We start from the raw sequence: 24,918 nt of genomic DNA on the forward strand, positions 1-24,918 counted from the left end.
AATCGAAAGGGAAAGAAACCCGGGATATAGCGCGAGGGGGCAGGGGATCAAGTGGACGCAAGCAATCGCCCTCCAGGCGGAGGGCGACTTGTCCGTGGCAAATGCCGATCAGGTCACACAGCGACCGGGCTGGAGCAGCTTTGCGACCTCGGTCAGGGAGCTGACCATCGGCTCGCAGGCGATCGTCGGTTTCTTGCGGCTCTGCTTCTGGTCCGGGAGCAACACCGGCGGCTTGGCGTTACCGGTCTCGATCACCGCGGGGACCCGCAGCAGCACCGACGTGTCGGCGAGATCGTTCAGCCGCATCGACACGGTACGGGTTGGAACCTCCGCCTGCTTGATATCGGCGAGGCGGTCGGCTTTGCTGGAGCGGTTGACGTTGTGGCCCGGCTTGTCAGCGACCGCCTGCCAGCGGTCGGCCAGATCATGGCCGGAGGCCAGCTGCACGGCGCCGACCTGAACGGCGCCAAGCGTCGCGGCGAGCGCGACGGCGCCTAAAAATACCTTTTGGATCTGTGACATGGCTGTCGGTCCCTCGCCCCATGGCGATCGCGGGAACAACGCGAGGAGATGACTGGGAGTTCTCAGTCGTTAAGATCACTTAACCGTGTGCGAAAAACACACGGCCTGCGAAAAATTTCGCAACCGGCTGGAACGACTTTCGAGGACGGGAGTCGTCTCAACAGCCGGCTATTCCCCCCTGCCCCATAAGCCGGCGACGTAGGGCGCGACTGTGGTGATGCCAGTCGCGCCTTACTTTTGTCTGGCGTTCAGTTCGCCTTCCCCGCGAGCCACTCCCGCCCCTCCCCATAGAGCTTCTCGACCTCAGGCCCGGTCAGGCCGGGCATGTCGCGCTTGACCTTGTAGCCGATCAGCCCCTGCATGTAGGCGAGGTGGCGGTAGCCTTCCGGGAGCGCGGCAAGGGCTTTCTGGTCGAGCTGAAGTGTCGCGGCGGGATCGACCGGGTCGATCCGGTCCTTCTCGTAGATCGGCTGGCGGCGGACGATGCCCCATTTTTCCTGCCGCTTCTCCAGGAAATCGTAGAAGCGCCCGGTGCAGACGACGTCGCAGGGCACGTCGTGCACCGGCGCGCGCTGCGAGATGGTCATCTTGGTCTGCGCGATGGCGCGCGCCCCCTCGAGGTCGATACTGCAGCCGCCGAGGAAATGCAGGATGCGCACGCCCTTGGCGAACCCCTCCTGGCTGACCCGCATGAAATCCCGCGCCGGCCCCTGAAACCAGGTGGCGGACATCCAGCCCTCTTCATGCCAGACCGTGGCAAAGCGCTCCCAGTCGCCGGCATCCCGCCACACCGCCCAGTTCTCGACGAGGTCGCGGATGGCGAGGCGGTCGAGGAGTTGCTGGTCCATGAACACGTCTCCGATGGCACCGCGGCTGCAACGCGGCCGCTGCAGGAGGTATGAGCGGCGAATTCGATGGCCGTCAAGCGTGGCAACCTGGTCAATAAAAATCCGGCGCACCTTGCGGCACGCCGGATCGGATTTCGTCAAATGTCGGGCGTAGGCGCTCCCTTACGCCGCCGGCACTTTCGGCGCGCGGTTACGGGAGTTGCGCTGGAAGAACAGGGCCTGGCTCGCCACCGCCGATACCATCGCCGGCTGGAACGGTTTTGAGATCAGGAACGCCGGCTCGGGCCGCTCGCCGGTGAGGAAGCGCTCGGGGTACGCGGTGATGAACACCACCGGCACCTCGAAGGTGCGGAGCAGCTCGTTGACGGCGTCGAGGCCCGACGAGCCGTCGGCGAGCTGGATGTCGGCCAGGATCAAGCCGGGCCGCCGGTTCTTTGCCAAGGCGACCGCATCGGCGTGGGTACGGGCGACGCCGACGACATTATGGCCGAGATTCTTCACCAGGCTCTCGAGATCCATGGCGATGAAGGTCTCATCCTCGATGATCAGCACGTCGGTGGCGATCTCGGCGGCCATCTCACGGCCTGCGGCATCCGCGAGCCGGCGCGTCTCGCCGACGTCGGTGCCGAGAATGTAGCCGACCTCTTCTTCCGAAAATCCCTCGAGCGAGAGCAGCAGGAAGGCTTGCCGCGGCAATGGCGTGATGTTCGACAGCCGCCGCTCCGGCGGCATCGGCAGGTTCGTCACCTCGGAATCGTCGTTGACGGAAACGGAATTCCAGATTTGGGTGAACAGCCGGAACAGGCCGGCGCGCGGCCCGTGGCTCTCGTCGAGCACCGACGGATCCCCCAGCATGGCTTCCAACATGGCTGCGACATAGGCGTCACCGGAGGACTGGCTGCCCGTCAGGGCGCGTGCGTACCGGCGCAACAACGGCAAGTGTTCAGCAACGAGCTGTGAACGGGACATCCCCACTCCATATCATCTTCGGGCCGACCTTGACGTGCAGGCGTTAGGCGGGGGGCCCGGGTTCCCCTGCTGGACTGATTACGCCTCAGCCTGAGAAAAGTTCCGCATGGGGGCGGAACTTTTTCTCGCAACTCGCATTGAGCCTATCCAGGGAACGGCTCCCGGTTGAGAGAACTTCTCGATTTTACAGTTACTTAACTCGGGGAAACGTGGAACAGGTCATGAAAGATCTCAAGTCTCAAGCCAGCAAAAGCACGACCCCCGGCAAGGGAGGGCTCACTCCGGAGATCCAGTCCCGGATCGGGCACCAGCTGCGCGCCATGTACGACGACGTGGTGCGGCAGGGGGTTCCGGACCGGTTCGCGGAACTGATCAAGAAACTTGATGCGCCGGGAGCGACACCCCAAGTGGAAAATGGTGGCGGCTCTAACGACAACAACAATGGGAGGGATTGATGCCTCTCACGGACTCCCTGCGTAACGACATCCTGGCGGCCGTGCCCAGTCTGCGCGCGTTCGCCATCTCGCTCAGCGGCAATGCCGATCGCGCCGACGATCTGGTCCAGGAGACGCTGTTGCGCGCGCTCGCCAACATCGACTCGTTCCAGCCCGGCTCCAATCTGCCGGCGTGGCTGTTCACGATCCTGCGCAACCTGTTCCGCTCCGACTATCGCAAGCGGCGGCGGGAAGTCGAGGATGCCGAAGGCAATTATGCCAAGACGCTGAAGACGCAGCCCTCGCAGAACGCCCATCTCGAGTTCGAGGAATTCCGCACGGCGCTCGACAAGCTTCCGCAGGACCAGCGTGAAGCGCTGATCCTCGTCGGCGCCTCCGGCTTCTCCTATGAGGATGCGGCTTCGATCTGCGGCTGCGCGGTCGGCACGATCAAGAGCCGCGTCAACCGTGCGCGCTCCAAGCTCGCGGCGCTGCTCTATGTCGACGGCGCCGAGGATTTCGGACCCGACGAGACCATTCGCGCCGTGATCGGCGGCAGCGGCGGCTGACCGCCGGCGTCAATCGGACTGAGACCGGCATGAAGGCGGCCGTTTCCGCGGCCGTCTTCGTATGTCTGAAGCGTGAAACTTGGTGCGTGCCTGCGCCACGTCAATCACTCGTCGACGAAGGTCACGGTCTCGGCCACGCTCGCACGCGACGTGCGGTAGCTGTTGACCTTGTGGGCATTGTCTGCATAGCCGAACGAGATGCCGCAGACGATGCGGCGGTCAGCAGGCAGATTGAAATGGCGGCGGATCAGGCCGGAGTGGCGCGCGAGCGCCGCCTGCGGAATCGTGCCGAGCCCGAGCGCCTGCGCGGCCAGCATGAAGTTCGAGACATAGGCGCCGCAATCAATCGCACCGTAGATTCCGAGCGGCTCGTCGGTGTGGATGATGGCCACATGCGGCGCGCCGAAGAAATTGTAGTTCTCCAGCGCCTGCTTGGCATAGGCCGACTTGTCTCCGCGCGCGATGCCGAGTGTGTTGTAGAGCTGGAAGCCGCTATCGCGCCGGCGTTCGAGATAGGCGCCGAGATATTCGCGCGGCGGCGGGAAATCATAGTCGTCCCCGAGACCACCCGAAGCCTCCTTGTAGATCAGCTTGCGGAAACGCTCCTTGGCCTCGCCGCTGGCGATGACGACCTGCCAGGGCTGGCTGTTGCACCAGGATGCCGTGCGCTGCGCGGTCGTCAGCAAATGTTCGATCGTCGCGCGATCGACCTCCTTGGCCAGGAAGGCGCGCACCGAGTAGCGCTCGTTGAGCAGCTCTTCGAGCACGCCGATGCGGTCGTTTTGCTTTACTTGTGCGTCCATGGATCAACTCGCGCCTTCTCTTCGTAGGGTGGGAAGGCGCATAGCGCCGTGCCCACCGACAAACTTACCTCGGCGCATCTGCGCATGGTGGGTACGCTTCGCTTTGCCCACCCTACAAGATACAGCGAGAGGCTGGATCACCGTCCCTTGGTCGGCATCTTGTTATACGGCACGTCCTTGTCGACGCGGATGTCGCCCGGCAATCCCAGCACGCGCTCGGCGATGATGTTGCGCAAAATTTCGTCGGTGCCGCCCGCGATGCGCATCGAGGGCGAGGACAGCAGTATCTGCTGAAACTGGCCCTGAACGGTTTCCTCGTCGCTGCCTGTGAGAACGCCGGTCGCGCCCTGGAGGTCCATGGCATAGGTCGCGATGTCCTGCAGCATCATGCCGGAGACGAGCTTGCCGATCGAATTCTCCGGCCCCGGCCGCTCACCCTTGGACAGCGCCGAGATCGCCCGGTAGCTGGTGTATTTCAGGCCGCTCGACTTCACCGCCCAGCTCGCAAGTTTTGAGCGCACGGCGGGATCGTCGATGGCGAGGCCATCCTCCAGCATCAGATCGGAGCAGAACTCGAACATCTCGGGGACGCCGGTCGCAAGCCGCGAGCCGATCGACATCCGCTCGTTCATCAACGTGGTCAGCGACACGCTCCAGCCCTCGCCGACGGCCCCGAGGCGCTGGCTGTCGGGAATGACGACGTCGGTGAAATAGACCTCGTTGAACTCCTGCATGCCGTTGGCCTGCTTGATCGGGCGCACCTCGACGCCGGGACTCTTCATGTCCAGGAAGAACATCGTGAGGCCCTTGTGCTTGGGCACATTGGGGTCGGTGCGCGCGATCAAAAGTCCGTAGTCGGAATAGTGCGCACCAGAGGTCCAGATCTTCTGACCGTTGACGACCCAGTTGTCGCCCTTCTTCTCCGCGCGCGTGCGCAAGCCCGCGACGTCGGAGCCCGCTGACGGCTCGGAGAACAGCTGGCACCAGATCTCCTCGCCCGCGGCCAGCTTCGGCAAATGGCGCCGCTTGGCGTCCTCGCTGCCAAAAGCCATCACGGTGGGCCCGCACATGCCCTCGCCGATCTGGAACGGCTGCGTCAGCTTGCCATAGACGCCCTCCTCCTGCTGCCAGATCACCCGCTCGATCGGCGTCGCACCGCGGCCGCCATATTCCTTGGGCCAATGCAGGCAGGCCCAGTTGCCTTCGGCCTTCTTCTTCTGCCAGGCCTTGCCGACATCGACGATGTCGTGGTTGGCGAGCCGGATGCGGCCGAGCGAGGATTTTGACAGTTCGGCCAAAAACTCCTTCGGCGCGTTGGCCTCGACCCATTTGCGCGCGGTCTCGCGGAATGCGGCTTCCTGCGGGGTGTCGTCGAAATTCATGGCGGACCTCTTCGTTCTTGCTCTGTCTTAGTCCCTCATGGTGAGGAGGCGCGCAGCGCCGTCTCGAACCACGAGCCCCAGTCGGGCCTGCATCCTTCGAGACGCCGCGTTCCGCGGCTCCTCAGGATGAGGATCATCAGCCTCTTCCCTTCGTCGGGATCTTGTTGAACGGCACGTCCTTGTCGACCCTGATGTCGCCGGGCAGGCCCAACACCCGCTCGGCGATGATGTTGCGCATGATCTCATCGGTGCCGCCTTCGACACGGGTGCCCGGCGCGCGCAGCAGCATCGCCTGGAAGCGGCCGGCGAGTTCGGCGTCCTCGCCGCTGACCACTCCGCTCGCACCCTGCAAGTCCAGCGCGTAGCTCGCAACGTCCTGGATCATCGAGCCCGCCACCAGCTTGCCGATGGAATTTTCCGGTCCCGGGCGCTCGCCCTTCGACAGCGCGGAGATCGCGCGCATGCTGGTGTATTTCAGCCCGCTCGCCTTCACTGCCCAGTTCGCGAGCTTCGCGCGCACGGCACGATCCTCGATGGCCGGGCCATCGTCCAGCATCAGGCTGGAGCAATATTCGAACAACTCGGGGAAGCCTGTCGAGACGGCCGCGCCGATCGCGCTGCGCTCATTCATCAGCGTGGTCAGCGAGACGTTCCAGCCGTCACCGACCTCGCCGAGGCGCTGATGATCGGGAATGCGGACGTTGGTGAAATAGACCTCGTTGAAGTCGGAAGCGCCGCTCGCCTGCTTGATCGGCCGCACCTCGACGCCCGGGCTCTTCATGTCCAGGAAGAACATGGTAAGGCCCTTGTGCTTGGGCACGGTCGGATCGGTGCGGGTCAAGAGGATACCGTAATCGGAATAGTGCGCGCCCGACGTCCAGATCTTCTGGCCGTTGATCACCCATTCGTCGCCGTCCTTCTCGGCGCGCGTGCGCAGGCCCGCAACGTCGGAGCCGCCGGCCGGTTCGGAGAACAGCTGGCACCAGACCTTTTCGCCGGAGGCGAGCGGCGGCAGATAGGCGCGCTTATGCTCCTCGCGCGCGAACGCCATCATGGTCGGCCCGCACATGCCGTGGCCGATGATGAACATGCGGGATAGCTGGCCGAACGGCCCCTCTTCCTGCTGCCAGATCACACGTTCGATCGGCGATGAGCCGCGGCCACCATACTCCTTGGGCCAGTGCAGACAGGCCCAGCCGGCATCGGCCTTCTTCTTCTGCCAGGCCTTTGCCACTTCCAGAATGTTGGCGTTCTTCAATTGCGTGCGGCCGAGCGAGGACTTGCGAAGCTCGTCCTCGTACTGCTTGGGCGCATTCGCCGCGATCCAGGCGCGAGCAGTGGCGCGAAATTCGGCTTCCTGCGGGGTGTCGTCGAAGTTCATGACGTTGCCCTTTGCCTACGCCGCGTTCTTCTTGCGCATGCGGTCGATCAATTGGTCTTCCCAATAGGACAGGCTGCCGAGACCGAGCGCCATGGCGTTGGCGCGGCGGTAGTACATGTGGCAGTCGAACTCCCAGGTGAAGCCCATGCCGCCGTGGACCTGGATGTTGTTCTTGGCGCAGTGCTGGAACGCCTGCGTCGCACTGATGCGCGCGGCTGCAGCCGCTTCCGGCAATTCGCCCGCATTGGTCGAGAGCGCCCAGGCGCCGTAATAGCTGTTGGAACGTGCCAGCGTCGCCGACACGTACATGTCCGCCAGCATGTGCTTGACGGCCTGGAACGAGCCGATCTGTCGGCCGAAGGCGATGCGGTCGAGCGCGTAGTCGCGGCCCATCTCCAGGGCGCGGTCGGAGCCGCCGACCTGCTCGAACGCGCAGAGCACCGCGGCGCGGTCGAGCACTTGAGTCAAGATGCTCCAGCCTTCGCCGGCCGCGCCCAGCGGCTCGGCCTTGCAATCCCTGAAAGTGATCTCGGCCTGCCCGCGGGTCGGATCGAGATTGGAAAGGCTTTTCACCTCGACGCCGCCGTCCTTGAGGTCGACAATGAACAAGGAGACGTCGCCGTCGCGTCCGCTCGATCCCGTGCGCGCCGCGACCACCGCGAAATCGGCAATCGCGCCGTCGGCGACCGGCTTCTTGACACCGTTGAGCATGCCATTGGCAGCCGTGAGCTTGATGGTCTTCGGCGACGGATTGCCCTTGCCCTCGAACAGCGCCAGCGTGCCGATCGCCTCGCCCGAGGCAATCGCCGGCAACCATTTCTTCTTCTGCGCGTCGCTGCCCGCGATCAGCAGCGCTTCGGCAGCAAGATAGACGGTCGAGGAAAACGGCACCGGCGCGTTCGCCCGGCCCATCTCTTCGGCGATCACGCAAAGTTCGAGATGACCGGCGCCCGCGCCGCCAAAGTCCTCCGGGATTGCGACACCGAGAAAGCCCATCTCGGCGAGGCCTTTCCACAGCTCCTTGTCATAGGGCGCCTTGCCGTCGAGAACTGCGCGCACCGCCTTCGGCGGGCACTTCTCGGTGAGGAATTTGCGCGCCTGGTCGCGGAGCTGCTTCTGGTCGTCGGAGAAATCGAAGTTCATGGCGCGTATCCGTGTTGATGATGTCGATTACTTGAGAATGATGACGTCCTGGTCGGGCTTGTCGGCATAAAGCCGCTCCACCAGAACGGCACGGCGCTCCAGGCCGGCGCGCTGGTTGATGTAGCCCTTGTCGGTGAGCTCGTTGCCGTCGATCGAGGGCGGCTCCGCCATCAGCATGGCGCGTGCGATGATGCGGCTGCTGGCGCCTTCGCACTCTTTGTTGTGAGCCTGCAGCCCGCGCCTGAAGCAAGCGATCACCTCGGGATGCTTGACTGCATCATCGAAGCTGAGATCGGCCTTGCCGACGAGTTGGCGGCAGGCATGCAGGTTCGGCCAGGCCAGCAGGCCGATGAAGGCGCGATCCTGCCCCGCGACCAGCGCATCATGCACGACCGGCGTCGCGGCTGCGATCGCATCCGTGCGCAGCGAGCCGACATGGACGAAGGTGCCGGTGGTCAGCTTGAAGTCCTCGACCACGCGCCCGGCAAAGATGATCCCTTTCACCGGATCGGTGTCGTCGACGAAGACGCCGGCGTCACCGATGCAGTAAAAACCTTCCTCATCGAACATCTTCTTCGTCAGGTCGGGCTGGCCGAAATAGCCGGGGGTGACGTTGACGCCGCGCAGACGCAGCTCGTATTTCGAGCCGCAGGGCACCATCTTCAACTCGACGCCGGGGAACGGCAGGCCGATGAGGCCGACGCGCTCGGTGTCCCAATAGGTGCCGGTCGAGGTCGGCGCGGTCTCGGTCGAGCCCCAGCCGGTGTAGAACACGATGCGCTCACCGGTGGTCTTCACGGCGAGGGCCTGCATGCGGTCGTAGAGATCATCCGGCAACCGCGCGCCGCCATAGGCCATGATCGAGAGGTTCTTGAAGAAGGATCGGCACAGCGCCTCGTCCTTCTCCATGGCGGCGGCGAGCGCGGCATAGCCGGCGGGGACGTTGGCGTAATAGGTCGGCGAGATCTCGCGCAGATTGCGCAGCGTCTCATCGAATTGGCCCGGCATCGGCCGGCCGTCATCGATATAGAGCGTGCCGCCATCGACCAGGATCGGGTGGAACGCCGCGTTGCCGCCCATGGTGTGGTTCCAGGGCATCCAATCCAGCATGGTCGAGATCGGACCGCCGGGATCGCGCGGCCGCACCTGCATCATCATCGCCGCATTGGCGCACATCATCGCTTGCGTGTTGATGACGGCCTTGGGCATGCCTGTCGAGCCTGACGTGAACAGCAGCTTGCCGACGGTCTCAGGCGTGATCTTCGCGATCGACCCTTCGACATCGGCAGTCACGGCTGTCGCCGCGAGCGCGGCAAAGCTGACGCTCTCGATACCCTCGCAGGGCCGCAAGACGTGAACCACGGTGACGCCGGTGAGATCGAGCGCTTTCAGCGCCTTCTCGAAGGTCGGACCGTCCTGCACCATCACCACGCCGGGCTTGATCAGGTCGAACAGATATTTCAGCTTGACGTGATCATGGCTCATCAAGGAGTAGGCCGGCGAGACCGGCGCGGCCGGGACGCGCGCCTGCATCGCGGCCTGCGTCATCAGCGCGTGCTCGATCGAATTGCCGGAGAGAATCGCGACCGGGCGGCCGTCGAGCGCAAGATTGAGCAGGCCTTGCGTCAGCGCATCCACGGTGCGCTTGGCTTCGCCATAGGACACCTTACGCCATTCGCGGTTAGGGCCGCCGCGCTGGGCAAGCCAGATCCGCTCGGGCGCTTCCTTCGCCCATTTTGCCAGCGAAGCCGGGATATGCTTCTCGTAGGTCTGCAGCGGGATGCGCGACTTCAGCACCACCGTGCCGTCGTCGCGGCGCTCGACATCGATGTCGCGCGCAAGCCACTTGACCTTGCGAAAGGCGGGCTTCGTCATCACCGCCGCCGCGCTTCCACTCATTGTGCGTCTCCCGGAATTTCTTGTCCTTTACGGATCTTCATTGTCAGCGCCTGATATAGACAGGCTTTCGCTTCTCAAGGAAGGCCCTGATGCCTTCCGAAAATTCTTCGGAGCGGCTGCACAGGACCTGGTTGCGATCCTCCATCGCGATCACGGTTTCCAGCGATCCGGCATCGACGCTCATGTTGAGGCATTCCTTGGACAGGCGTAGGCCCACGGGCGAGGCCGTGATCATCGCGTCGACATAGGGTTCGGCGGCCTCATCTAGCTTGTCCTCGTCGACGACCTCGGAGACCAGCCCGACCGCGAGCGCCCGCTCGGCGCCGATGAAGCGTCCCGTGAGGATCAGCTCCGAGGCAACGGAGACACCGACAAGGCGTGGCAGGAAATAACTGGTGCCGATGTCGCAGCCGCCAATGCCGAGCTTGATGAAGGCGCAGTTCATCCGCGCCGATCTCGTCGCAATGCGGATGTCGGAGGCGAGCGCAAGTGCAAAGCCGCCGCCAGCCGCCGCGCCCTGTACCAGCGCCAGGATCGGCTGCGGACAGCGCCGCATCAGCATCACGATGTCGGCGATGCGCCGCTGCGAATCCAGCGACTCGGTGACATCAGGCGGCTCCTGCTGGCCGGCACGGCGCGCCATCGCTGCCTTGAGGTCGAGACCCGCACAGAAATTCTTGCCGGCGCCCTTCAGCACCACGACGCGCGTGTCGCGGTTGCGCTGGAGGCCCTGGAAATAGACGTTGAGCGCCTCGATCAACGCAGGATCGAGCGCGTTGAGGTGTTCGGGACGATTGAGCGTCACGGTGTCGACGCCGTCATTGTGCTCGATCAGCAGCGGTTGGGACATGAGGCGCCTCGTGCTTGCCGCCGTTCGCGGTGCCGATTGCTGCGCCCTCTCCCCTTGCGGGAGAGGGCATCTACGCTGTGAGCCCGGAATTCGCTTGGGTGAGGGGTCTGTCTCCGCGGATAGAGACCCCTCATCCGGCGCGCTCAAGAGCGCGCCACCTTCTCCCACAAGGGAGAAGGGAGGAAGAGCTACCGCGGCGCCATGCGGATGGCGCCGTCGAGACGGATGGTCTCGCCATTGAGCATCGGGTTCTCGACGATGTGCACGGCCAGCGAGCCGTATTCATTGGCGTCGCCGAGACGCGCGGGATGCGGCACCTGGGCGCCTAAGCTCTTGCGGGCCTCTTCGTTCAAGCCCATCAGCAGCGGCGTCAGGAACAGGCCGGGCGCGATGGTGTTGACGCGGATCTTCTGGCTCGCAAGGTCGCGCGCGGCCGGCAGCGTGAGGCCGACGACGCCGCCCTTCGACGCGGCATAAGCGATCTGGCCGATCTGACCTTCGTAGGCCGCGACCGAAGCGGTGTTGACGATGACGCCGCGCTCTTCACCGACCGGCTCGATCGTGACGAGACGCTCGGCGAACAGACGCAGGCAGTTGAAGGTGCCGATCAAATTGACATTGATGATGCGCGCGAACTTCTCCAGCGGGTAGACCCCGTCGCGGCCGACGATGCGCTGCGAGCCGCCGATACCGGCGCAGTTCATCAGCACGCGCGCGACGCCGTGCGCGGCTTCCGCCTTGGCGATCGCCGCCTTGATCTGCTCCTCGCTGGTGACATCGGCATGAAGCGCGATGCCCTTCACTTCGGCGGCGACCTTCTCGGCGTTTTCCTTGCTCTGGTCGATCACGCCGATCTTGGCGCCCTTGGCGGCCATGGCGCGGGCGGTCGCGGCACCGAGGCCCGACCCGCCGCCGGTGATGAGAACGGCTACGTCTTTCAACTGCATCGCAAATACCTTTCCTCGAACCTTTTCCTTGGGCGTTTCTTCTCTAGACTTCTGCGTTCTGGCCGGATCATCCGGCCGCGGCAGTTTCCTCGACATTCGTGAGAATGCCGCCGCAGATCAGCGTTTCCATATGCTTGATGTATTGCCGGCAAACGTCGTCGGTGACCGGGCCGACGCCGGTCGCGCGTGACATCGCGTGCCGGCCGAAGAACAAGTGATCGCAGGCGCCGATCAGGCTGGTGTAGAACAGCACCGGATCGGTGGCGCGGAATTCGCCCTGACTGACGCCTTCGGCGAGCAGGCGGCGATGGAAATCCAGCAGCGGCGCGACGAAGAATTTCGAGACTTCGTCCGCGGAGCCCGCGACGCTCTCGTGCAGCAGATAGTGGATCAGCCGGTTCATGTAGGGAAACCGGTGATAAGCGCGGATGATGCCGCCGATATGCAGCTTCAACTTGGCGGTCGGCGTGATCGGCTGCGCCAGCAGATATTCGAGATTGGACAGTTCCGTCCCCGCATCGCGCTCGAGCAGCGCCAACAGCAGGCCGTCCTTGTTGCCGAAGTGATATTTGACCAGCGCGGCGTTGGCCCCGGACTTCTGGGCGATGTCGCTCAGCGAAATCTCGATCGAGGAGCGTTCGATCATCAGCTCGCTCGCGGCCACGAGCAATTTCTCTGCCGTGGAATTCTTTCCGCTGGGGAGCCTGTTCGGTACGCTGGTAGTCACGGAGATCCCTGATTTTGGCGCGAGAGCGGCCGCAGATAAGCCCAAGCAGCGCCTCCCCACAAGAGTTAATTGATCGATTGACTAAACAACCCGTCGCCCCTTAAATCCGCCCCGACAAGCAACCGTTCAAAACAATCCAGGGAGAAACCGACATGGCCGAGGCTTACATCGTCGCCGCTGCGCGTACCGCCGGTGGGCGCAAGGGGGGCCGCCTCGCCGGATGGCATCCGGCCGATCTCGCCGCGAAGGTGCTGGACGAGCTGGTCGATCGCACCAAGGTCGATCCCGCTTTGGTCGAGGATGTGATCATGGGCTGCGTCATGCAGGTCGGCGAGCAGTCCAACAACGTCGCGCGCAACGCCATCATGGCCTCGAAACTGCCGGAGAGCGTGCCGGGCACCTCGATCGACCGCCAGTGCGGCTCCTCGCAGCAGGCACTGCACTTCGCAGCCCAGGCCGTGATGTCCGGCGCGATGGACGTGGTGATCGCCGCCGGCGTGGAATCGATGACGCGCGTGCCGATGGGCCTGTCGTCGCAGCTTCCCGCCAAGAACGGCTTTGGCAACTACAAGAGCCCGGGTATCGAGCAGCGTTATCCGAACATCGTCTTCAGCCAGTTCACCGGCGCCGAGATGATGGCCGAGAAGTACGGTCTCTCCAAGGACGAGCTCGACGAGTACTCCTACAACAGCCATCAGCGCGCGATCGCGGCAACCCAGGCCGGCCACTTCAAAAAGGAGATCGTGCCGCTCGAGATCACCCGCGCCGACGGCTCTAAGGACACCCACCACATCGACGAGGGCATCCGCTTCGACGCCACGCTCGACGGCATCAAGGGCGTCAAGCTGATCGCCGAGAACGGCAAGCTCTCCGCGGCCAGCGCCAGCCAGATCTGCGACGGCGCCTCCGGCGTGATGGTGGTGAACGAGCGGGGCCTGAAGCAGCTCGGCGTGAAGCCGCTGGCGCGCGTCCACCACATGACCATGATGGGCGGCGATCCCGTGATCATGCTCGACGCACCGCTGCACGCCACCAAGCGCGCGCTGGAAAAGGCCGGCATGACGATCGACGACATCGACCTGTTCGAGGTCAACGAGGCCTTTGCCTCGGTGCCGACCGGGTGGCTGAAGACCACCGGCGCCGATCCGGAACGTCTCAACGTCAATGGCGGCGCCATCGCACTCGGCCATCCGCTCGGCGGCTCCGGCACCAAGCTGATGACGACCCTGGTGCATGCCCTGCATCAGCGCGGCAAGCGCTACGGGCTCCAGACCATGTGCGAAGGTGGCGGCATGGCCAACGTGACGATCGTGGAGCGGCTGTAAGCCGTACTTCGCTAATGGTGTCGTCCCGGCCTAGTGCGCAATTGTGCACTAGGCCGGGATGACACCTTTTTTGTTGAGAGACCTGCGCTCATGACTCACCCCTCCATCCACGCCCGCGCCACACCCGACAAGATCGCCTATCAGATGGCCGGGACCGGCAAGGCGATCACCTATCGTGAGCTCGACGAGCTCTCGAACCAGGGCGCGCACCTGTTCCGTTCGCTCGGGCTGAAGGCCGGCGACCACATCGCGCTGCTGATGGAGAACCGCCTCGCCTTCATGGAGATCTGCTGGGCCGCGCAACGCAGCGGGCTCTATTACACCGCGATCAGCCGCTATTTGAAGCAGGACGAGATCGACTACATCATCGCCGATTGCGGCGCCAAGGTCGTGATCACCACGCCGAAATGCGCCGACCAGATCAAGGGTGCGGCCGGCGAGCCGGTCTTCTACATGATGGACGAGCCGCAAGCCGGCTTCCGCTCCTACGACAAGGAAGCCGCCGCACAGCCGACAACGCCGATCGCCGATGAGGTCGCCGGCTATGACATGCTGTATTCGTCCGGCACCACCGGCCGGCCCAAGGGCATCAAGAAAGCATTCGAGGGCAAGCCGATCGACGAGCCGAACGCGTTTCTGCGCGTGCTCTGCGCCAGCATGTGCGGCATGAGTGCCGAGACTATTTATCTCTCACCGGCACCGCTCTATCACGCCGCTCCATTGCGCTTTAACATGATGGCAATCCTGCTCGGCGGCACTTCCATCATCATGGAGCACTTTGACGCCGAAGATTTCCTGAAGCTGGTCGAAAAATACAAAGTGACCCACGCGCAGCTCGTGCCGACCATGTTCGTGCGCATGCTCAAGCTGCCGGACGAGGTCCGCAACCGCTACGACGTCTCGACGCTGAAGGGCGCGATCCACGCCGCCGCGCCCTGCCCGGTCGACGTCAAGGCCAAGATGATCGAATGGTGGGGGCCGATCCTGATCGAGTATTACGCGGGCTCAGAAGGCAACGGCGTCACCGTCTGCAACTCGAAAGAATGGCTGGAGCACCGCGGCAGCGTCGGCCGCGCCGTGGTCGGCAAGATCAAGATTCTGGACGAGAACGACGAGGAGCAGCCGACGGGCGAGATCGGCACGGTCTATTTCGCCGATGCGCCGGTTTTCACCTATCACAACGATCCCGAGAAGACGAAGAAGGCCTACAACGCAAAAGGCTGGTCGACGCTCGGCGACGTCGGCTATCTCGACAGTGACGGCTTTCTCTTTCTCACCGACCGCAAGTCCTACATGATCATCTCGGGTGGCGTGAACATCTATCCGCAGGAGACCGAGGACGTACTCATCACCCATCCCGAAGTCGCCGATGTCGCGGTGTTCGGTGTGCCGAACGAGGAGATGGGCGAAGAGGTCAAGGCCGTGGTGCAGCCGCACGATCCCAAGCGCGCCGGCAGGGAGCTGGAGGTCGACCTGATCGCCTACTGCAAGAGCCGCCTCTCGACGATCAAATGCCCGCGCTCGATCGATTTCGAAGCCGAGCTGCCGCGCACGCCGACCGGCAAGCTGGTGAAACGGCATTTGCGCGACAAATATTGGCCGAAGGCGGCGGCGAAGATTTAGCCCGCCTCATCGCCTCAATCGAACAAGCTCGGCGTGTGGTTCACCAGCGCGCCTTCGATCTCCAGCATCTTCAGCTTCGTCACCACGCCGCCATTCGCGGAGAAGCCGCCGGGCTTGTTGCCGGCCGCCAGCACGCGATGGCAGGGCACGACGATCGGGCACGGGTTGCGGCCGAGCGCCTGGCCGACGTCGCGCGACAGTTCGACACCGCCGAGCTGCTTGGCGATGTCGCCATAGGTGACGGTCTTGCCCGGCGGAATGGTGCGGGCGATCGCGTAGACGCCGCGGTTGAAGTCGGGCACGCCGTCGAGATCGAGCGGGATGTCGGTGAGGTCATCCGGCTCGCCGGCGAGCAATTTTGTAATGCGGTCGATCGCCTGCTGCACGTCCGCGGTCGGCTCGGCTTCGCTGGCGTCGGCATGGCGCTGGCTGATGCGGGTGCGGATCTTCTGCTCACCGCCCATCGGCAGTTGCGTGCCGTTGATGCCGCGCGGACCCCAGGCAATGGCGCACAGGCCGATCTTGCTATCGAACAGGGCAAAATGCTGGTCGGTCATGGTTTGGTCCCTGGCTTGCGTTCCCTTGCATGCCCCCAATGTGAACTGAGCTCAAATCTAGGCTTGGAAATAGTTGCGATCCACCCGGTTTCCGGGAATCTTGCACAGGAGTTCCGCCTCCCCTTTTCGCGAGCCCCGAATGCAAAGCCTCCACGTCAACGGATACGACATGCCCTATCTCGACGTGGGCGAAGACCGGGACCGGCCGCCGCTGGTCTGCGTGCACGGCTCGCTCAACGACTTCCGTGTCTGGGGCTGCGTGCTCGGCCCGCTATCCCAGCGGCACCGGCTGATCTGCGTCAGCCTGCGGCATTTCTTCCCAGCGCAATGGGATGGCGTCGGCGACACCTATTCGATCGCCCAGCATGTCGAGGACGTCATCGCCTTCATCGAGGAGCTCGACCTCGGCCCGGTCGATTTGATGGGCCATTCCCGTGGCGGGCACATCTGCTTCCGCGTGGCGCAGCGGCGGCCGGATCTGCTCCGGCGGCTGGTGCTGGCCGAGCCCGGCGGCGAGCTCGATGCGAGCCTCGATCCTGATTATGCCGGCGGTCCCTCGCCGCTGCTGGCGCGGTTCACGGCCTCGGCCGAGAAGATCGCGGCCGGCGCCATCGACGGCGGCCTTGCCGTCTTCGTCGACACGCTTGAAGGCGCCGGCACCTGGCCGCGGCTGCCGGCGCTGGTGAAGCAGAATCTGCGTGACAACGCTTTCACACTGATCGGCCAGGTCCGCGACAACCGCCCGCCATTCTCGAAGGCGGACGCGGAGTCCATCAAGATGCCGACGCTGTTCGTCCTGGGCGCGCGGACCAAGGGCCTGCTGCCGAAAGTGCTGCATGCGCTCGCCGCGCATGTGCCGTATTCCAGGACGGCGGTCATCCCGAACGCAACGCACCCGATGTTCGAGCAGGCGCCGCAGAAATACTCCGAAGTGGTGCTGGATTTCCTGGCGGGCTGATCATGCAGACATTTCGCGTCAATGGTTACGACATGGCCTATCTCGAAGTGGGCCAGGGGCCGCCGCTAGTGTGCGTGCACGGCACGCTCGGCGATTTCCGCACCTGGTACTCCGTGCTCGGCCCGCTGTCGAAATCGCATCGCGTGATCTCGGTGAGCCTGCGGCATTTCTTTCCCGAGCATTGGGACGCCGTCGGCGACGACTACAAGATGGCCCAGCACGTCGCTGACGTGATCGCCTTCATCGAGCAGGTCGAACCCGCGCCGGTCGATCTGATGGGCCATTCGCGCGGCGGCCACATCGCGTTTCGCGTGGCGCAGTCGCGGCCCGATCTGTTGCGCAAGCTGGTGCTGGCCGAGCCCGGCGGCGATCTCGATGCCAGCCTGCCGGTGCCCGCAGGCACGCCCGTGCATCCGCCGCTGGCCGCGCGCACGGCGCGCTCGGTCGAGATGATCCGCGCCGGCGACACCGATGGCGCACTGCAGAACTTCTACGAAGGGATCGAAGGCGACGGCTCGTGGCGGCGCGTGCCGGCGGCGGCGAAGCAGCAATTGCGCGACAACGCCATCACCTTCCTCGGCCAGATCAACGAGCAGCGCAGGCCCTACACGCTCGCGGACGCGCAGGCGATCAGAACCCCGACGCTGCTGATCGGCGGCGGCGCGACGACGGGGAGCCTTTCGGTGATGTGGCGTGTGCTGGCCGAGCACATCGCTGGGGCGAAGACGGCCGTGATCCCCAACGCCGGCCACTGGATGTTCGAGCAGGCGCCGCTGGAGTTCGGCGAGGCGGTGAACGCGTTCCTGGCGGAGTAGGCGGCCTCACATCTCTTTTCCTTGAAAACAACCCCATGCACAGTAGCCGGGCCTAGCAATATCAATGGCTTGGCCGAGCGCAAAAATGGGTCGGACGCTCTGTTGGTCCGCGCTTGACGCCCTTCCCCTCTCGGCCGTATCTTTGAATACGGAATTCCGTATTCTCTCTCATGCTCTCGGAGCTGCCGGCGTGATCCCTCTCGATCCGCTTCCGAACTTGATCGACCAGGTCTATGCGCGGATCCTGGAGGCGATCTCCGACCGCACGCTGCAGCCCGGCCAGCGCATCCGGCAGAACGAGCTCGCCGACAGGCTCGGGGTGTCGCGCCAGCCGGTGTCGCATGCGCTGCACCTGTTGCACCGGCAGGGGCTGGTCGCCGAGAGCGGCCGGCGCGGCTTTGAAGTCACCCAGCTCGATCCCGCACGCATCCGCCAGCTCTACGAGGTACGCGGCGCGATCGATGCTCTAGCCGCACGGCTCGCGGCAGAACGCGCCGCAACCGATGCGGCGGGACACGCGCGGCTGGAGGCGGCGCTCGCCGCCGGGCGCGGGATCGATGGCAAGACCACGCTCGCCGAGCTGATTGTGCTCGACGTCGAGTTTCATCGCGCGATCTATCGGCTCGCCGGCAATCCCGTGATCGAGGAGACGATCACGCCGCAATGGCCGCATATGCGCCGCTCGATGGCAACAGTGCTGTCCGAGCTGGATTATCGCGGCAGCGCCTGGGCCGAGCATGCCGACATTGCCGGACACATTCTCGCGGGCGACGCGAAGGCGGCCGAGCGTGCGGCGCTTGCGCATGCGCAGACGGCGGGACGGATGACCGAGGAGAGACTGAGGGCAACGGAAGAGGCGGCGGCGTAGCGACCGCCACTGCCAAGACGTGGATGGCCGGGTCAAGCCCGGCCATGACGAGCGACAACAAAAATCAAAACAGGAGGACGCGCCGTGAAACTGTCCCAGGAGCAATTGGAGTTCTTCCACCGCGAGGGTTGGCTGTTCCTGCCCGAACTGTTCAGCCAGGAGGAGGTCGATCTCCTCGCGCGCGAGGCGGTTGCCATCTATGACGCGAACCGGCCGGAAGTTTGGCGCGAAAAGAGCGGCGCGCCGCGCACCGCCTTTGCCGCGCATCTCTACAACGAAGCGTTCGGCATCCTGGGTGCGCATCCGCGCATGATCGACCCCGTCGAGCAATTGTTCGGCGAGCAGGTCTACATGCACCAGTTCAAGATCAATGCGAAATCCGCCTTCACCGGCGACGTCTGGCAATGGCACCAGGATTACGGCACCTGGAAGCGCGACGACGGCATGCCCGAGCCGCGCGCGATGAACATCGCGATCTTCCTCGACGAGGTGATGCCGATCAACGGCCCGCTGATGCTGGTGCCGCAGAGCCAGAACGCCGGCGACCTCAAGGCCTCGCACGACCTCGCGACGACCTCCTATCCGCTGTGGACGCTGGACGAGGAGACCGTGACGCGCCTGGTCAAGCAGGGCGGCATCGTGGCGCCAACCGGAAAGCCCGGCGGCATGCTGATGTTCCACGGCAATCTCGTGCATGGCTCGGCCGGCAACATCACGCCCTATCCGCGCAAGATCGTGTACCTGACGCTGAACGCGGTTTCGAACTACATCCGCACTCCGACGCGGCCGGAGTACATTGCCCATCGCGACTTCGCGCCGATCAAGACGGTGGAGGACGACGCGCTGGTCCGGCTCGCCCGTGCGCCGCGGCAGGCGGCGGAGTAGACTTACTCGCAGGACATCCTCAGCCGTCATGCCCGGGCTTGTCCCGGGCATCCACGCCTTGAGACGATCACTGCAGGCAAAGACGTGGATGGCCGGGACAAGCCCGGCCATGACGAGCTGATAGATATACGCACCTCACCAATTCTGCCCTCGCTGGACATTCCCCATGAACCTCTTCCGCCTCCTCCAGGCCCGCGCTGCCGCCGGCAAGCCCGTCCGTGTCGCGCTGATCGGCGCCGGAAAATTCGGCTCGATGTTCCTGGCGCAGGTGCCGCACACGCCAGGGCTGGAGGTGCCCCTCATCGTCGACATCGACCGCGACCGGGCGCGCGAGGCCTGCCGCACGGTGGGGTGGGACGAGGCCCGCATCGCCGCCACCGTCTTCACCGACGACGGCGCGCGCGCCATTGCCGGTGGCGCGATGGACGTGGTGGTGGAGGCAACCGGCAATCCGGCCGTGGGCATCAGGCACGCGCGCGCGGCCATCGCGGCCGGCAAGCATATCGTGATGGTCAATGTCGAGGCCGACGTGCTGGCGGGTCCGCTGCTCGCCGAGGAAGCCCGCAAGGCCGGCGTGGTCTACTCGCTCGCCTATGGCGATCAGCCCGCGCTGACCGCGGAGATGGTGGATTGGGCTCGCGCCACCGGTTTTCACGTGGTTGCCGCCGGCAAGGGCACGAAATATCTGCCGGCCTATCACGACGTGACGCCTGAAAGCGTCTGGCAGCATTACGGGTTGACCGCGGGCGAGGCGCAATCGGCCGGGATGAATCCGCAGATGTTCAACTCCTTCCTCGACGGCACCAAATCGGCGATCGAGATGGCCGCGATCGCGAACGCCTGTGGACTGGACGTGCCTGCGGAGGGCCTGCTGTTTCCACCCTGCGGCGTCGACGACCTCCCGCACATCATGCGGCCTCGCAGCAAGGGCGGCGTGCTGGAGCGATCGGGCGTCGTGGAGGTGGTCTCCTCGCTCGAGCGCGACGGAAGGCCGGTGTTTCGCGATCTGCGCTGGGGCGTTTACGTCGTGCTGGAGGCGCCGAACGACTACGCCGCCGACTGCTTCAGGCAATACGGCCTCAAGACCGACGGCAGCGGACGGTACGCGGCGATGTACAAGCCCTATCATCTGATCGGCCTCGAGCTGAACATCTCGGTGCTGTCGGCCGCGCTGCGGGGCGAGCCGACCGGGCAGCCCCACGGCTTCCGTGGCGACGTCGCCGCCGTGGCAAAACGCAACCTGCGCGCCGGCGAGATGCTGGACGGCGAAGGCGGCTACACAGTGTGGGGCAAGCTGGTGCCGGCGGCCGCGAGCCTCAAGGCCGGCGCGCTCCCGATCGGCCTGGCGCATCGCGTGAGGCTGAAGCACGACGTCGCCCATGGCGAGATCGTGCGCTGGAGCGACGTCGAGTTCGACGCAGGCAACGAGACGGTCAGGACGCGGAGGGCAATGGAAGCGGCGTTCGTCAGCGCCGAATAGGCCGCGCACTCATAAATCGAGATTCATTGGTGCGGCCTGAGCGATCTCCGCCGGACGACGCTTTGCGGACTCAAGCCTAACATCGCCTACTCTCAGACAGGGCCAGCAGCCGAAGACAAGCGCAGCCTTTTTGCCCGTCTGCATCAAAGCACTCCAAGTATTGACCGCAGCGCAATCGAATGATGACCGCGCTTCTGTGGATCTTTCCAATTGCCTAAAAGCGACAGCCCTTTTTACGGTTCGTTTTGCTAATTCCCGTAAGTTACGCAAAGCAGACACTTTTTGCTATTTTATCGCGAACTTTGCAGGGGTTCTATCATGGGTTTTTTCTCGTTTCGTTTGAGTCATAAAATCCTGTTGATCGGGCTCATTGGCTTGCTCGGGCTCGCGGTATTCGGCGGCATCTATTTGACAGGCGCAGCATCGCAGGAGGGATCGCGCAAAGTGGCAGAAGAGGCTCGGCTACTGTCGAACCTCAATGAGAAGCTCGCGCGTGACATGCTGGATGCTCGCCGGGCGGAGAAGGATTTCCTGCTGCGACGGGATGAAGCTTCCATGAAACGCCATGCAGCAGTCAGCGCGACGATCACGACACAGATAGACCGGCTTGGGACGACGGTCCGAGCGAGCGGGTTTAGTGGGCTTTCAGAGAAAGTCGACAACCTTGCCAGGGGTTTCAATGAATACCAGAAGCAATTTGCCGCCTTGGAGCAAACAGAGATCAGGCTCGGTTTGAACGAGAAGCTCGGATTAAGCGGATCGTTGCGCGGGTCGGTGCATGACATCGAAGCCCGATTGAAGGATACCAACAGCCAAGCGCTCACGAGTGGCATGCTGATGATGCGACGGCATGAGAAAGATTTCATGCTCCGGCGAGATCCGAGCTACGTTGAGTCGTTCCAGAAGAGCGCGGACGACTTTGCCAAGACGGTCGCGGCTTCTGATCTCGTTACGGCTGTAAAGACCGATATCGCAGCCAAGCTGCAGAGCTACAGAAACGACTTTGCATCGTGGGCGGAGGCTGCCCAACGCGCCAAGGTCGACGCTTCGGCGATGTCGAAGGCGTACGCGAACATCGAACCCATCTTCGAGTCCATCGAACAGGATGTTCGGCAACGCCACGATGACGCCCAGGCGCGAGAGGCGGACACGCTGGCCGCTGTGAAACGCTGGATGCTGATCGCATTGGTGCTCGCAATTGTCGTTGTTTCGGCACTCTCACTGACCATCGCTCGTTCTGTTACGAAGGCCATTGCCTCAATGGTGCAAGCCATGGTCCGTCTGGCCAGAGGCGACATGACCGTGGCGGTCCCCGGCATCGGGCGACAAGACGAGATCGGCGAGATGGCCGGGGCGGTCGACGTTTTCAAGACGAACATGATCGAGGCGGAGCGCCTTCGTGCCGAACAGCTCGATGTCGAAAAGCGTCAGGCCCTACAGCGGAAGGCCGACATGCATCGCCTAGCCGGCGAGTTTGAAGCGGCGGTTGGCGAGATTGTGGAAACCGTTTCGTCCGCTTCGACCGAACTCGAAGCATCCGCAGGAACGCTCTCAAGAACGGCTGAACACGCCCAGGACCTCGCAACCACCGTTGCTTCGGCCTCTGAGGAAGCATCCACCAATGTACAATCAGTCGCTTCCGCAACCGAAGAACTGTCGTCGTCCGTGACCGAGATCAGCCGGCAAGTCCAGGCTTCAGCCCGGATGGCTTCCCAGGCGGTCGATCAGGCAAGAACCACCACAGAAAAGGTCGGCGCGTTGTCCAAGGCAGCGGCAAGGATCGGTGACGTCGTTGATCTGATCAACACCATTGCCGGCCAGACCAACTTGCTGGCTCTTAATGCCACCATTGAAGCTGCGCGCGCGGGCGAGGCAGGCCGTGGGTTTGCAGTAGTCGCCTCTGAGGTCAAGGCACTGGCCGAGCAAACGGCCAAGGCCACAGGTGAAATCGGTCAGCAGATATCCGGGATTCAGACCGCGACCGAGGAGTCGGTCCATGCGATCAATGCGATTTCGGGAACTATCGAACAGCTCTCGGAAGTCTCTTCTACCATCGCCGCCGCCGTCGAGGAGCAGGGGGCGGCCACTCAGGAGATTTCTCGCAATATTCAGCAGGCGGCGCAGGGCACCGAGTTGGTCTCGTCGAACATCAGCGACGTCCAGCGCGGAGCAAGCGAAACAGGATCAGCCTCCACGCAGGTGCTTTCCGCCGCTCAGTCCCTATCACTGGAGAGCAATCGGCTAAAGCAGCAAGTCGACCGGTTTCTGGTCACGGTTCGCGCGGCCTAGTAATCTGGTAACGCGCAAAAATCCGCCGTAGTCGACGAGAACGTCGGCTACGCGTCAAAGGCTGCTCTGCCGGAGGACCGCTCCGGGTCACAATCTGACCTGGGCAACGACCCCGGATATCGGCTTTGGTTCTGCGTCAGGGCAGCAGCCGCTCCTCCTTCGCCTGCCTGAACCACTTCCGGAACATGTCCTCGGTGTCCATCATCTCGGTGAAGCCGGCGCGGTTGATCTTCACGGTCGAGACGATCGATGGCAGACCGGATTCGGTCTGGCCGTAGCGCAGGCTGTAATCGGCGTATTGGAATGAGAGGCCGACGAATTCGGTCAGCGCCGGCGATACGAGGTCGTGCTTGCGCCGCAACGCGTCCCAGGGAGCGACCCAGCTCAGGAATTCCCTCGCGAGCGACAGCGGGACCGGCTTGCCCGGCTTCATCTCCAGCGCATCGGCGACCGCAGGCCAGATGTTCTCCCAGGTAAAGACGTCGCCATTGGTCACGTTGAAGGCCTCGTTGCGCGCGGCCTCGGCCTCGCCCGACCAGGCGATGGCGCGGGCGAGGAGATCGACATCGACGGCCTGCCCCACCCGCGGGGCGCCGCCGGGGTAATCGAGCGGCCTGCCCTGCTCGCGCAGCATCGCGGCATAGACGCCGAGCGGCGGAATCAGGTCCATGGCGCCGCCCATGGCGAGGCCGACGATCAGCACCGGCCGCAGGATGCTCCAATGCCAGCTCTTGCCGGTTTGGAGCTCGCGCAAGAAGTTTTCCTGCGCCCAGTAGAAGTTGGGCTGCTCGTACATTTCGGAGCGGCCTTCGCGGGCCGGGACGGTCAAGGGGCGAACGTGCACGCCGTAGGCCTTGGTGCCCTGCAGCAGGGCGACATGCCTGAGGCCCGGCGCCACAGGCTCGAGTGCCCCCATCAGATTGCGCAGCATCAAATCGTTGGTCTTGATCTGCTGGGGGTCGCGCCAGCCGTCGACGAGCTGCGGCGCCTCGTAGAGCGCGGCGTAGATCAGATGGGTTGCGCCGCTCAGTTCCGATGCGGCGCGCCCGCAATCCGCGGCACTGGTCAGGTCGATCGGGACATGACGGGCACCGTAGAGGTCTCGCGGCTTCCGCCGGGACAGCGCAATGACATCGCATCCGCCCGCCAGGCCGAAGTGTCGCAACGCCGCATTGCCGACGAGACCGCTCGCTCCAGCGACCACGACTTTCTTGCCCGTCATACGCGAGCCTCCCTGGTTTTTGCGCGACTGAATAGCAGATCGCTCGCAGGCCCGACTTGCGTCAGGCCGGCGTTCGCACTTGCGAGGCGGCCAAGAGGCTTGAGACTTGAGGCTTGATTCCGGCGAAGCGCCCGGTCATCCTCGCCGCGGAACCGCAACGATCGGAATTCCATCTACGAGTGCCCGCAAGGGCCGTTCGGAAACGCCACAACGTCTCAACAGAAAACGTCGAGCGTCGACGAAGACAAGACGACACCAAGATCGTTCCCCAAGTCGAAGCATCGACTTAACGGAGGGAAGCGCATGGAACGTCGTAAATTCCTGACGGCAGGCGGATTGGGCTTGGCCGCAAGTGCTGTCGCTGCGCCGGCGATCGCGCAGTCGATGCCCGAGATCAAATGGCGATATGCCGCGAGCTGGCC

Annotated in this window: 24 protein-coding genes (1 of these 24 running past the window's edge); 11 read left to right on the forward strand and 13 right to left on the reverse strand. The window is 64.0% G+C overall.

What is annotated here, in order from left to right:
• Positions 1-108: 108 nt before the first annotated feature.
• From AC0L3U_RS06105 to AC0L3U_RS06115, 3 genes are all read right to left on the reverse strand, one after another.
• Positions 109-522, reverse strand: a complete 414-nt coding sequence (locus AC0L3U_RS06105) for a hypothetical protein (protein WP_027514096.1) — start codon at positions 520-522, stop codon at positions 109-111.
• 248 nt (positions 523-770) lie between these two features.
• Positions 771-1,370, reverse strand: coding sequence for a nuclear transport factor 2 family protein (locus AC0L3U_RS06110; protein ID WP_473361059.1), 600 nt, complete (start codon positions 1,368-1,370; stop codon positions 771-773).
• A gap of 162 nt (positions 1,371-1,532) precedes the next feature.
• Positions 1,533-2,339: a response regulator gene (locus AC0L3U_RS06115; protein WP_027565571.1), complete on the reverse strand. Its 807-nt coding sequence runs from the start codon at positions 2,337-2,339 to the stop codon at positions 1,533-1,535.
• Positions 2,340-2,560: 221 nt separating this feature from the next.
• On the opposite strand from AC0L3U_RS06115, the gene AC0L3U_RS06120 reads away from it, so the two are divergent.
• Together AC0L3U_RS06120 and AC0L3U_RS06125 are read left to right on the forward strand one after the other, a co-directional pair.
• Entirely contained in the window at positions 2,561-2,794 is a 234-nt protein-coding gene (locus AC0L3U_RS06120; protein ID WP_007597239.1) for a NepR family anti-sigma factor, read from the forward strand.
• A complete protein-coding gene (locus AC0L3U_RS06125; protein ID WP_007597240.1) occupies positions 2,794-3,342 on the forward strand; it encodes a sigma-70 family RNA polymerase sigma factor in 549 nt (182 codons plus the stop codon). Before AC0L3U_RS06120 ends, AC0L3U_RS06125 begins: the two co-directional genes overlap by 1 nt.
• A 104-nt stretch (positions 3,343-3,446) precedes the next feature.
• On the opposite strand, the gene AC0L3U_RS06130 is transcribed toward AC0L3U_RS06125, so the two are convergent.
• The 8 genes from AC0L3U_RS06130 to AC0L3U_RS06165 all read right to left on the reverse strand — a co-directional run bounded on the left by AC0L3U_RS06130 (position 3,447) and on the right by AC0L3U_RS06165 (position 12,417).
• The gene (locus AC0L3U_RS06130) at positions 3,447-4,145 is read right to left on the reverse strand and encodes a nitroreductase (protein ID WP_473361060.1); all 699 of its coding nucleotides are present in this window, start codon (positions 4,143-4,145) and stop codon (positions 3,447-3,449) included.
• A gap of 137 nt (positions 4,146-4,282) precedes the next feature.
• Entirely contained in the window at positions 4,283-5,527 is a 1,245-nt protein-coding gene (locus tag AC0L3U_RS06135; protein WP_473361061.1) for an acyl-CoA dehydrogenase, read from the reverse strand.
• Between the two features lie 136 nt (positions 5,528-5,663).
• Positions 5,664-6,908 carry an acyl-CoA dehydrogenase gene (locus tag AC0L3U_RS06140; RefSeq protein ID WP_473361062.1) on the reverse strand — a complete coding sequence of 415 codons (1,245 nt, stop codon included), beginning with the start codon at positions 6,906-6,908 and terminating at the stop codon, positions 5,664-5,666.
• Positions 6,909-6,923: 15 nt separating this feature from the next.
• Positions 6,924-8,051 carry an acyl-CoA dehydrogenase family protein gene (locus tag AC0L3U_RS06145; RefSeq protein WP_473361063.1) on the reverse strand — a complete coding sequence of 376 codons (1,128 nt, stop codon included), beginning with the start codon at positions 8,049-8,051 and terminating at the stop codon, positions 6,924-6,926.
• Positions 8,052-8,078: 27 nt separating this feature from the next.
• Entirely contained in the window at positions 8,079-9,950 is a 1,872-nt protein-coding gene (locus AC0L3U_RS06150) for an AMP-binding protein (RefSeq protein ID WP_473361064.1), read from the reverse strand.
• A gap of 43 nt (positions 9,951-9,993) precedes the next feature.
• Positions 9,994-10,800 carry an enoyl-CoA hydratase/isomerase family protein gene (locus AC0L3U_RS06155; RefSeq protein ID WP_473361065.1) on the reverse strand — a complete coding sequence of 269 codons (807 nt, stop codon included), beginning with the start codon at positions 10,798-10,800 and terminating at the stop codon, positions 9,994-9,996.
• Between the two features lie 188 nt (positions 10,801-10,988).
• Positions 10,989-11,747, reverse strand: coding sequence for an SDR family NAD(P)-dependent oxidoreductase (locus AC0L3U_RS06160; protein ID WP_007615252.1), 759 nt, complete (start codon positions 11,745-11,747; stop codon positions 10,989-10,991).
• A 67-nt stretch (positions 11,748-11,814) separates the two neighbouring features.
• Positions 11,815-12,417 carry a TetR family transcriptional regulator gene (locus AC0L3U_RS06165; protein WP_473361066.1) on the reverse strand — a complete coding sequence of 201 codons (603 nt, stop codon included), beginning with the start codon at positions 12,415-12,417 and terminating at the stop codon, positions 11,815-11,817.
• A 209-nt stretch (positions 12,418-12,626) separates the two neighbouring features.
• On the opposite strand from AC0L3U_RS06165, the gene AC0L3U_RS06170 reads away from it, so the two are divergent.
• Positions 12,627-13,799, forward strand: coding sequence for an acetyl-CoA C-acetyltransferase (locus AC0L3U_RS06170; protein WP_473263779.1), 1,173 nt, complete (start codon positions 12,627-12,629; stop codon positions 13,797-13,799).
• A gap of 90 nt (positions 13,800-13,889) precedes the next feature.
• Positions 13,890-15,422, forward strand: a complete 1,533-nt coding sequence (locus AC0L3U_RS06175) for an acyl-CoA synthetase (RefSeq protein ID WP_473361067.1) — start codon at positions 13,890-13,892, stop codon at positions 15,420-15,422.
• 14 nt (positions 15,423-15,436) lie between these two features.
• On the opposite strand, the gene AC0L3U_RS06180 is transcribed toward AC0L3U_RS06175, so the two are convergent.
• Positions 15,437-15,979 (reverse strand): methylated-DNA--[protein]-cysteine S-methyltransferase, encoded by a 543-nt coding sequence (locus AC0L3U_RS06180; RefSeq protein ID WP_456653296.1) that lies wholly within the window; start codon positions 15,977-15,979, stop codon positions 15,437-15,439.
• A gap of 139 nt (positions 15,980-16,118) precedes the next feature.
• On the opposite strand from AC0L3U_RS06180, the gene AC0L3U_RS06185 reads away from it, so the two are divergent.
• The 6 genes from AC0L3U_RS06185 to AC0L3U_RS06210 all read left to right on the forward strand — a co-directional run bounded on the left by AC0L3U_RS06185 (position 16,119) and on the right by AC0L3U_RS06210 (position 23,274).
• Positions 16,119-16,937, forward strand: coding sequence for an alpha/beta fold hydrolase (locus AC0L3U_RS06185; protein ID WP_473361068.1), 819 nt, complete (start codon positions 16,119-16,121; stop codon positions 16,935-16,937).
• Positions 16,938-16,939: 2 nt separating this feature from the next.
• Positions 16,940-17,752: an alpha/beta fold hydrolase gene (locus tag AC0L3U_RS06190; protein ID WP_473361069.1), complete on the forward strand. Its 813-nt coding sequence runs from the start codon at positions 16,940-16,942 to the stop codon at positions 17,750-17,752.
• Between the two features lie 190 nt (positions 17,753-17,942).
• Entirely contained in the window at positions 17,943-18,620 is a 678-nt protein-coding gene (locus AC0L3U_RS06195) for a GntR family transcriptional regulator (protein WP_473361070.1), read from the forward strand.
• An 84-nt stretch (positions 18,621-18,704) separates the two neighbouring features.
• Positions 18,705-19,505, forward strand: a complete 801-nt coding sequence (locus AC0L3U_RS06200; protein ID WP_007615261.1) for a phytanoyl-CoA dioxygenase family protein — start codon at positions 18,705-18,707, stop codon at positions 19,503-19,505.
• 166 nt (positions 19,506-19,671) lie between these two features.
• Complete coding sequence (locus AC0L3U_RS06205) at positions 19,672-20,985, forward strand: NAD(P)H-dependent oxidoreductase (RefSeq protein WP_473361071.1); 1,314 nt, start codon at positions 19,672-19,674, stop codon at positions 20,983-20,985.
• Between the two features lie 318 nt (positions 20,986-21,303).
• Positions 21,304-23,274, forward strand: a complete 1,971-nt coding sequence (locus AC0L3U_RS06210; protein ID WP_473361072.1) for a methyl-accepting chemotaxis protein — start codon at positions 21,304-21,306, stop codon at positions 23,272-23,274.
• A 136-nt stretch (positions 23,275-23,410) separates the two neighbouring features.
• Here the strand turns inward: AC0L3U_RS06210 and AC0L3U_RS06215 are convergent, their stop codons facing one another.
• Positions 23,411-24,496, reverse strand: a complete 1,086-nt coding sequence (locus AC0L3U_RS06215; RefSeq protein ID WP_473361073.1) for an NAD-dependent epimerase/dehydratase family protein — start codon at positions 24,494-24,496, stop codon at positions 23,411-23,413.
• 303 nt (positions 24,497-24,799) lie between these two features.
• Here AC0L3U_RS06215 and AC0L3U_RS06220 point away from each other — a divergent pair, with 303 nt between their 5' ends.
• A protein-coding gene (locus tag AC0L3U_RS06220) for a TRAP transporter substrate-binding protein (protein ID WP_473361074.1) crosses the window boundary here: on the forward strand, positions 24,800-24,918 show its 5' portion. 970 nt of this gene lie beyond the right edge of the window; only the first 119 of its 1,089 coding nucleotides appear in the window; it begins with the start codon at positions 24,800-24,802; the stop codon falls past the right edge of the window.

The organism is Bradyrhizobium sp. Kon69 (assembly GCF_055807515.1).

What these genes read in the sequence shown, in the direction of transcription:
- AC0L3U_RS06185 (WP_473361068.1), top strand. Translation starts at nt 16,119, where the DNA reads ATGCAAAGCCTCCACGTCAACGGATACGACATGCCCTATCTCGACGTG.
- AC0L3U_RS06150 (WP_473361064.1), bottom strand. Translation starts at nt 9,950, where the DNA reads ATGAGTGGAAGCGCGGCGGCGGTGATGACGAAGCCCGCCTTTCGCAAG.
- AC0L3U_RS06205 (WP_473361071.1), top strand. Translation starts at nt 19,672, where the DNA reads ATGAACCTCTTCCGCCTCCTCCAGGCCCGCGCTGCCGCCGGCAAGCCC.
- AC0L3U_RS06130 (WP_473361060.1), bottom strand. Translation starts at nt 4,145, where the DNA reads ATGGACGCACAAGTAAAGCAAAACGACCGCATCGGCGTGCTCGAAGAG.
- AC0L3U_RS06175 (WP_473361067.1), top strand. Translation starts at nt 13,890, where the DNA reads ATGACTCACCCCTCCATCCACGCCCGCGCCACACCCGACAAGATCGCC.
- AC0L3U_RS06110 (WP_473361059.1), bottom strand. Translation starts at nt 1,370, where the DNA reads ATGGACCAGCAACTCCTCGACCGCCTCGCCATCCGCGACCTCGTCGAG.
- AC0L3U_RS06215 (WP_473361073.1), bottom strand. Translation starts at nt 24,496, where the DNA reads ATGACGGGCAAGAAAGTCGTGGTCGCTGGAGCGAGCGGTCTCGTCGGC.
- AC0L3U_RS06145 (WP_473361063.1), bottom strand. Translation starts at nt 8,051, where the DNA reads ATGAACTTCGATTTCTCCGACGACCAGAAGCAGCTCCGCGACCAGGCG.
- AC0L3U_RS06135 (WP_473361061.1), bottom strand. Translation starts at nt 5,527, where the DNA reads ATGAATTTCGACGACACCCCGCAGGAAGCCGCATTCCGCGAGACCGCG.
- AC0L3U_RS06140 (WP_473361062.1), bottom strand. Translation starts at nt 6,908, where the DNA reads ATGAACTTCGACGACACCCCGCAGGAAGCCGAATTTCGCGCCACTGCT.
- AC0L3U_RS06105 (WP_027514096.1), bottom strand. Translation starts at nt 522, where the DNA reads ATGTCACAGATCCAAAAGGTATTTTTAGGCGCCGTCGCGCTCGCCGCG.
- AC0L3U_RS06125 (WP_007597240.1), top strand. Translation starts at nt 2,794, where the DNA reads ATGCCTCTCACGGACTCCCTGCGTAACGACATCCTGGCGGCCGTGCCC.
- AC0L3U_RS06115 (WP_027565571.1), bottom strand. Translation starts at nt 2,339, where the DNA reads ATGTCCCGTTCACAGCTCGTTGCTGAACACTTGCCGTTGTTGCGCCGG.
- AC0L3U_RS06160 (WP_007615252.1), bottom strand. Translation starts at nt 11,747, where the DNA reads ATGCAGTTGAAAGACGTAGCCGTTCTCATCACCGGCGGCGGGTCGGGC.
- AC0L3U_RS06190 (WP_473361069.1), top strand. Translation starts at nt 16,940, where the DNA reads ATGCAGACATTTCGCGTCAATGGTTACGACATGGCCTATCTCGAAGTG.
- AC0L3U_RS06180 (WP_456653296.1), bottom strand. Translation starts at nt 15,979, where the DNA reads ATGACCGACCAGCATTTTGCCCTGTTCGATAGCAAGATCGGCCTGTGC.
- AC0L3U_RS06210 (WP_473361072.1), top strand. Translation starts at nt 21,304, where the DNA reads ATGGGTTTTTTCTCGTTTCGTTTGAGTCATAAAATCCTGTTGATCGGG.
- AC0L3U_RS06120 (WP_007597239.1), top strand. Translation starts at nt 2,561, where the DNA reads ATGAAAGATCTCAAGTCTCAAGCCAGCAAAAGCACGACCCCCGGCAAG.
- AC0L3U_RS06155 (WP_473361065.1), bottom strand. Translation starts at nt 10,800, where the DNA reads ATGTCCCAACCGCTGCTGATCGAGCACAATGACGGCGTCGACACCGTG.
- AC0L3U_RS06170 (WP_473263779.1), top strand. Translation starts at nt 12,627, where the DNA reads ATGGCCGAGGCTTACATCGTCGCCGCTGCGCGTACCGCCGGTGGGCGC.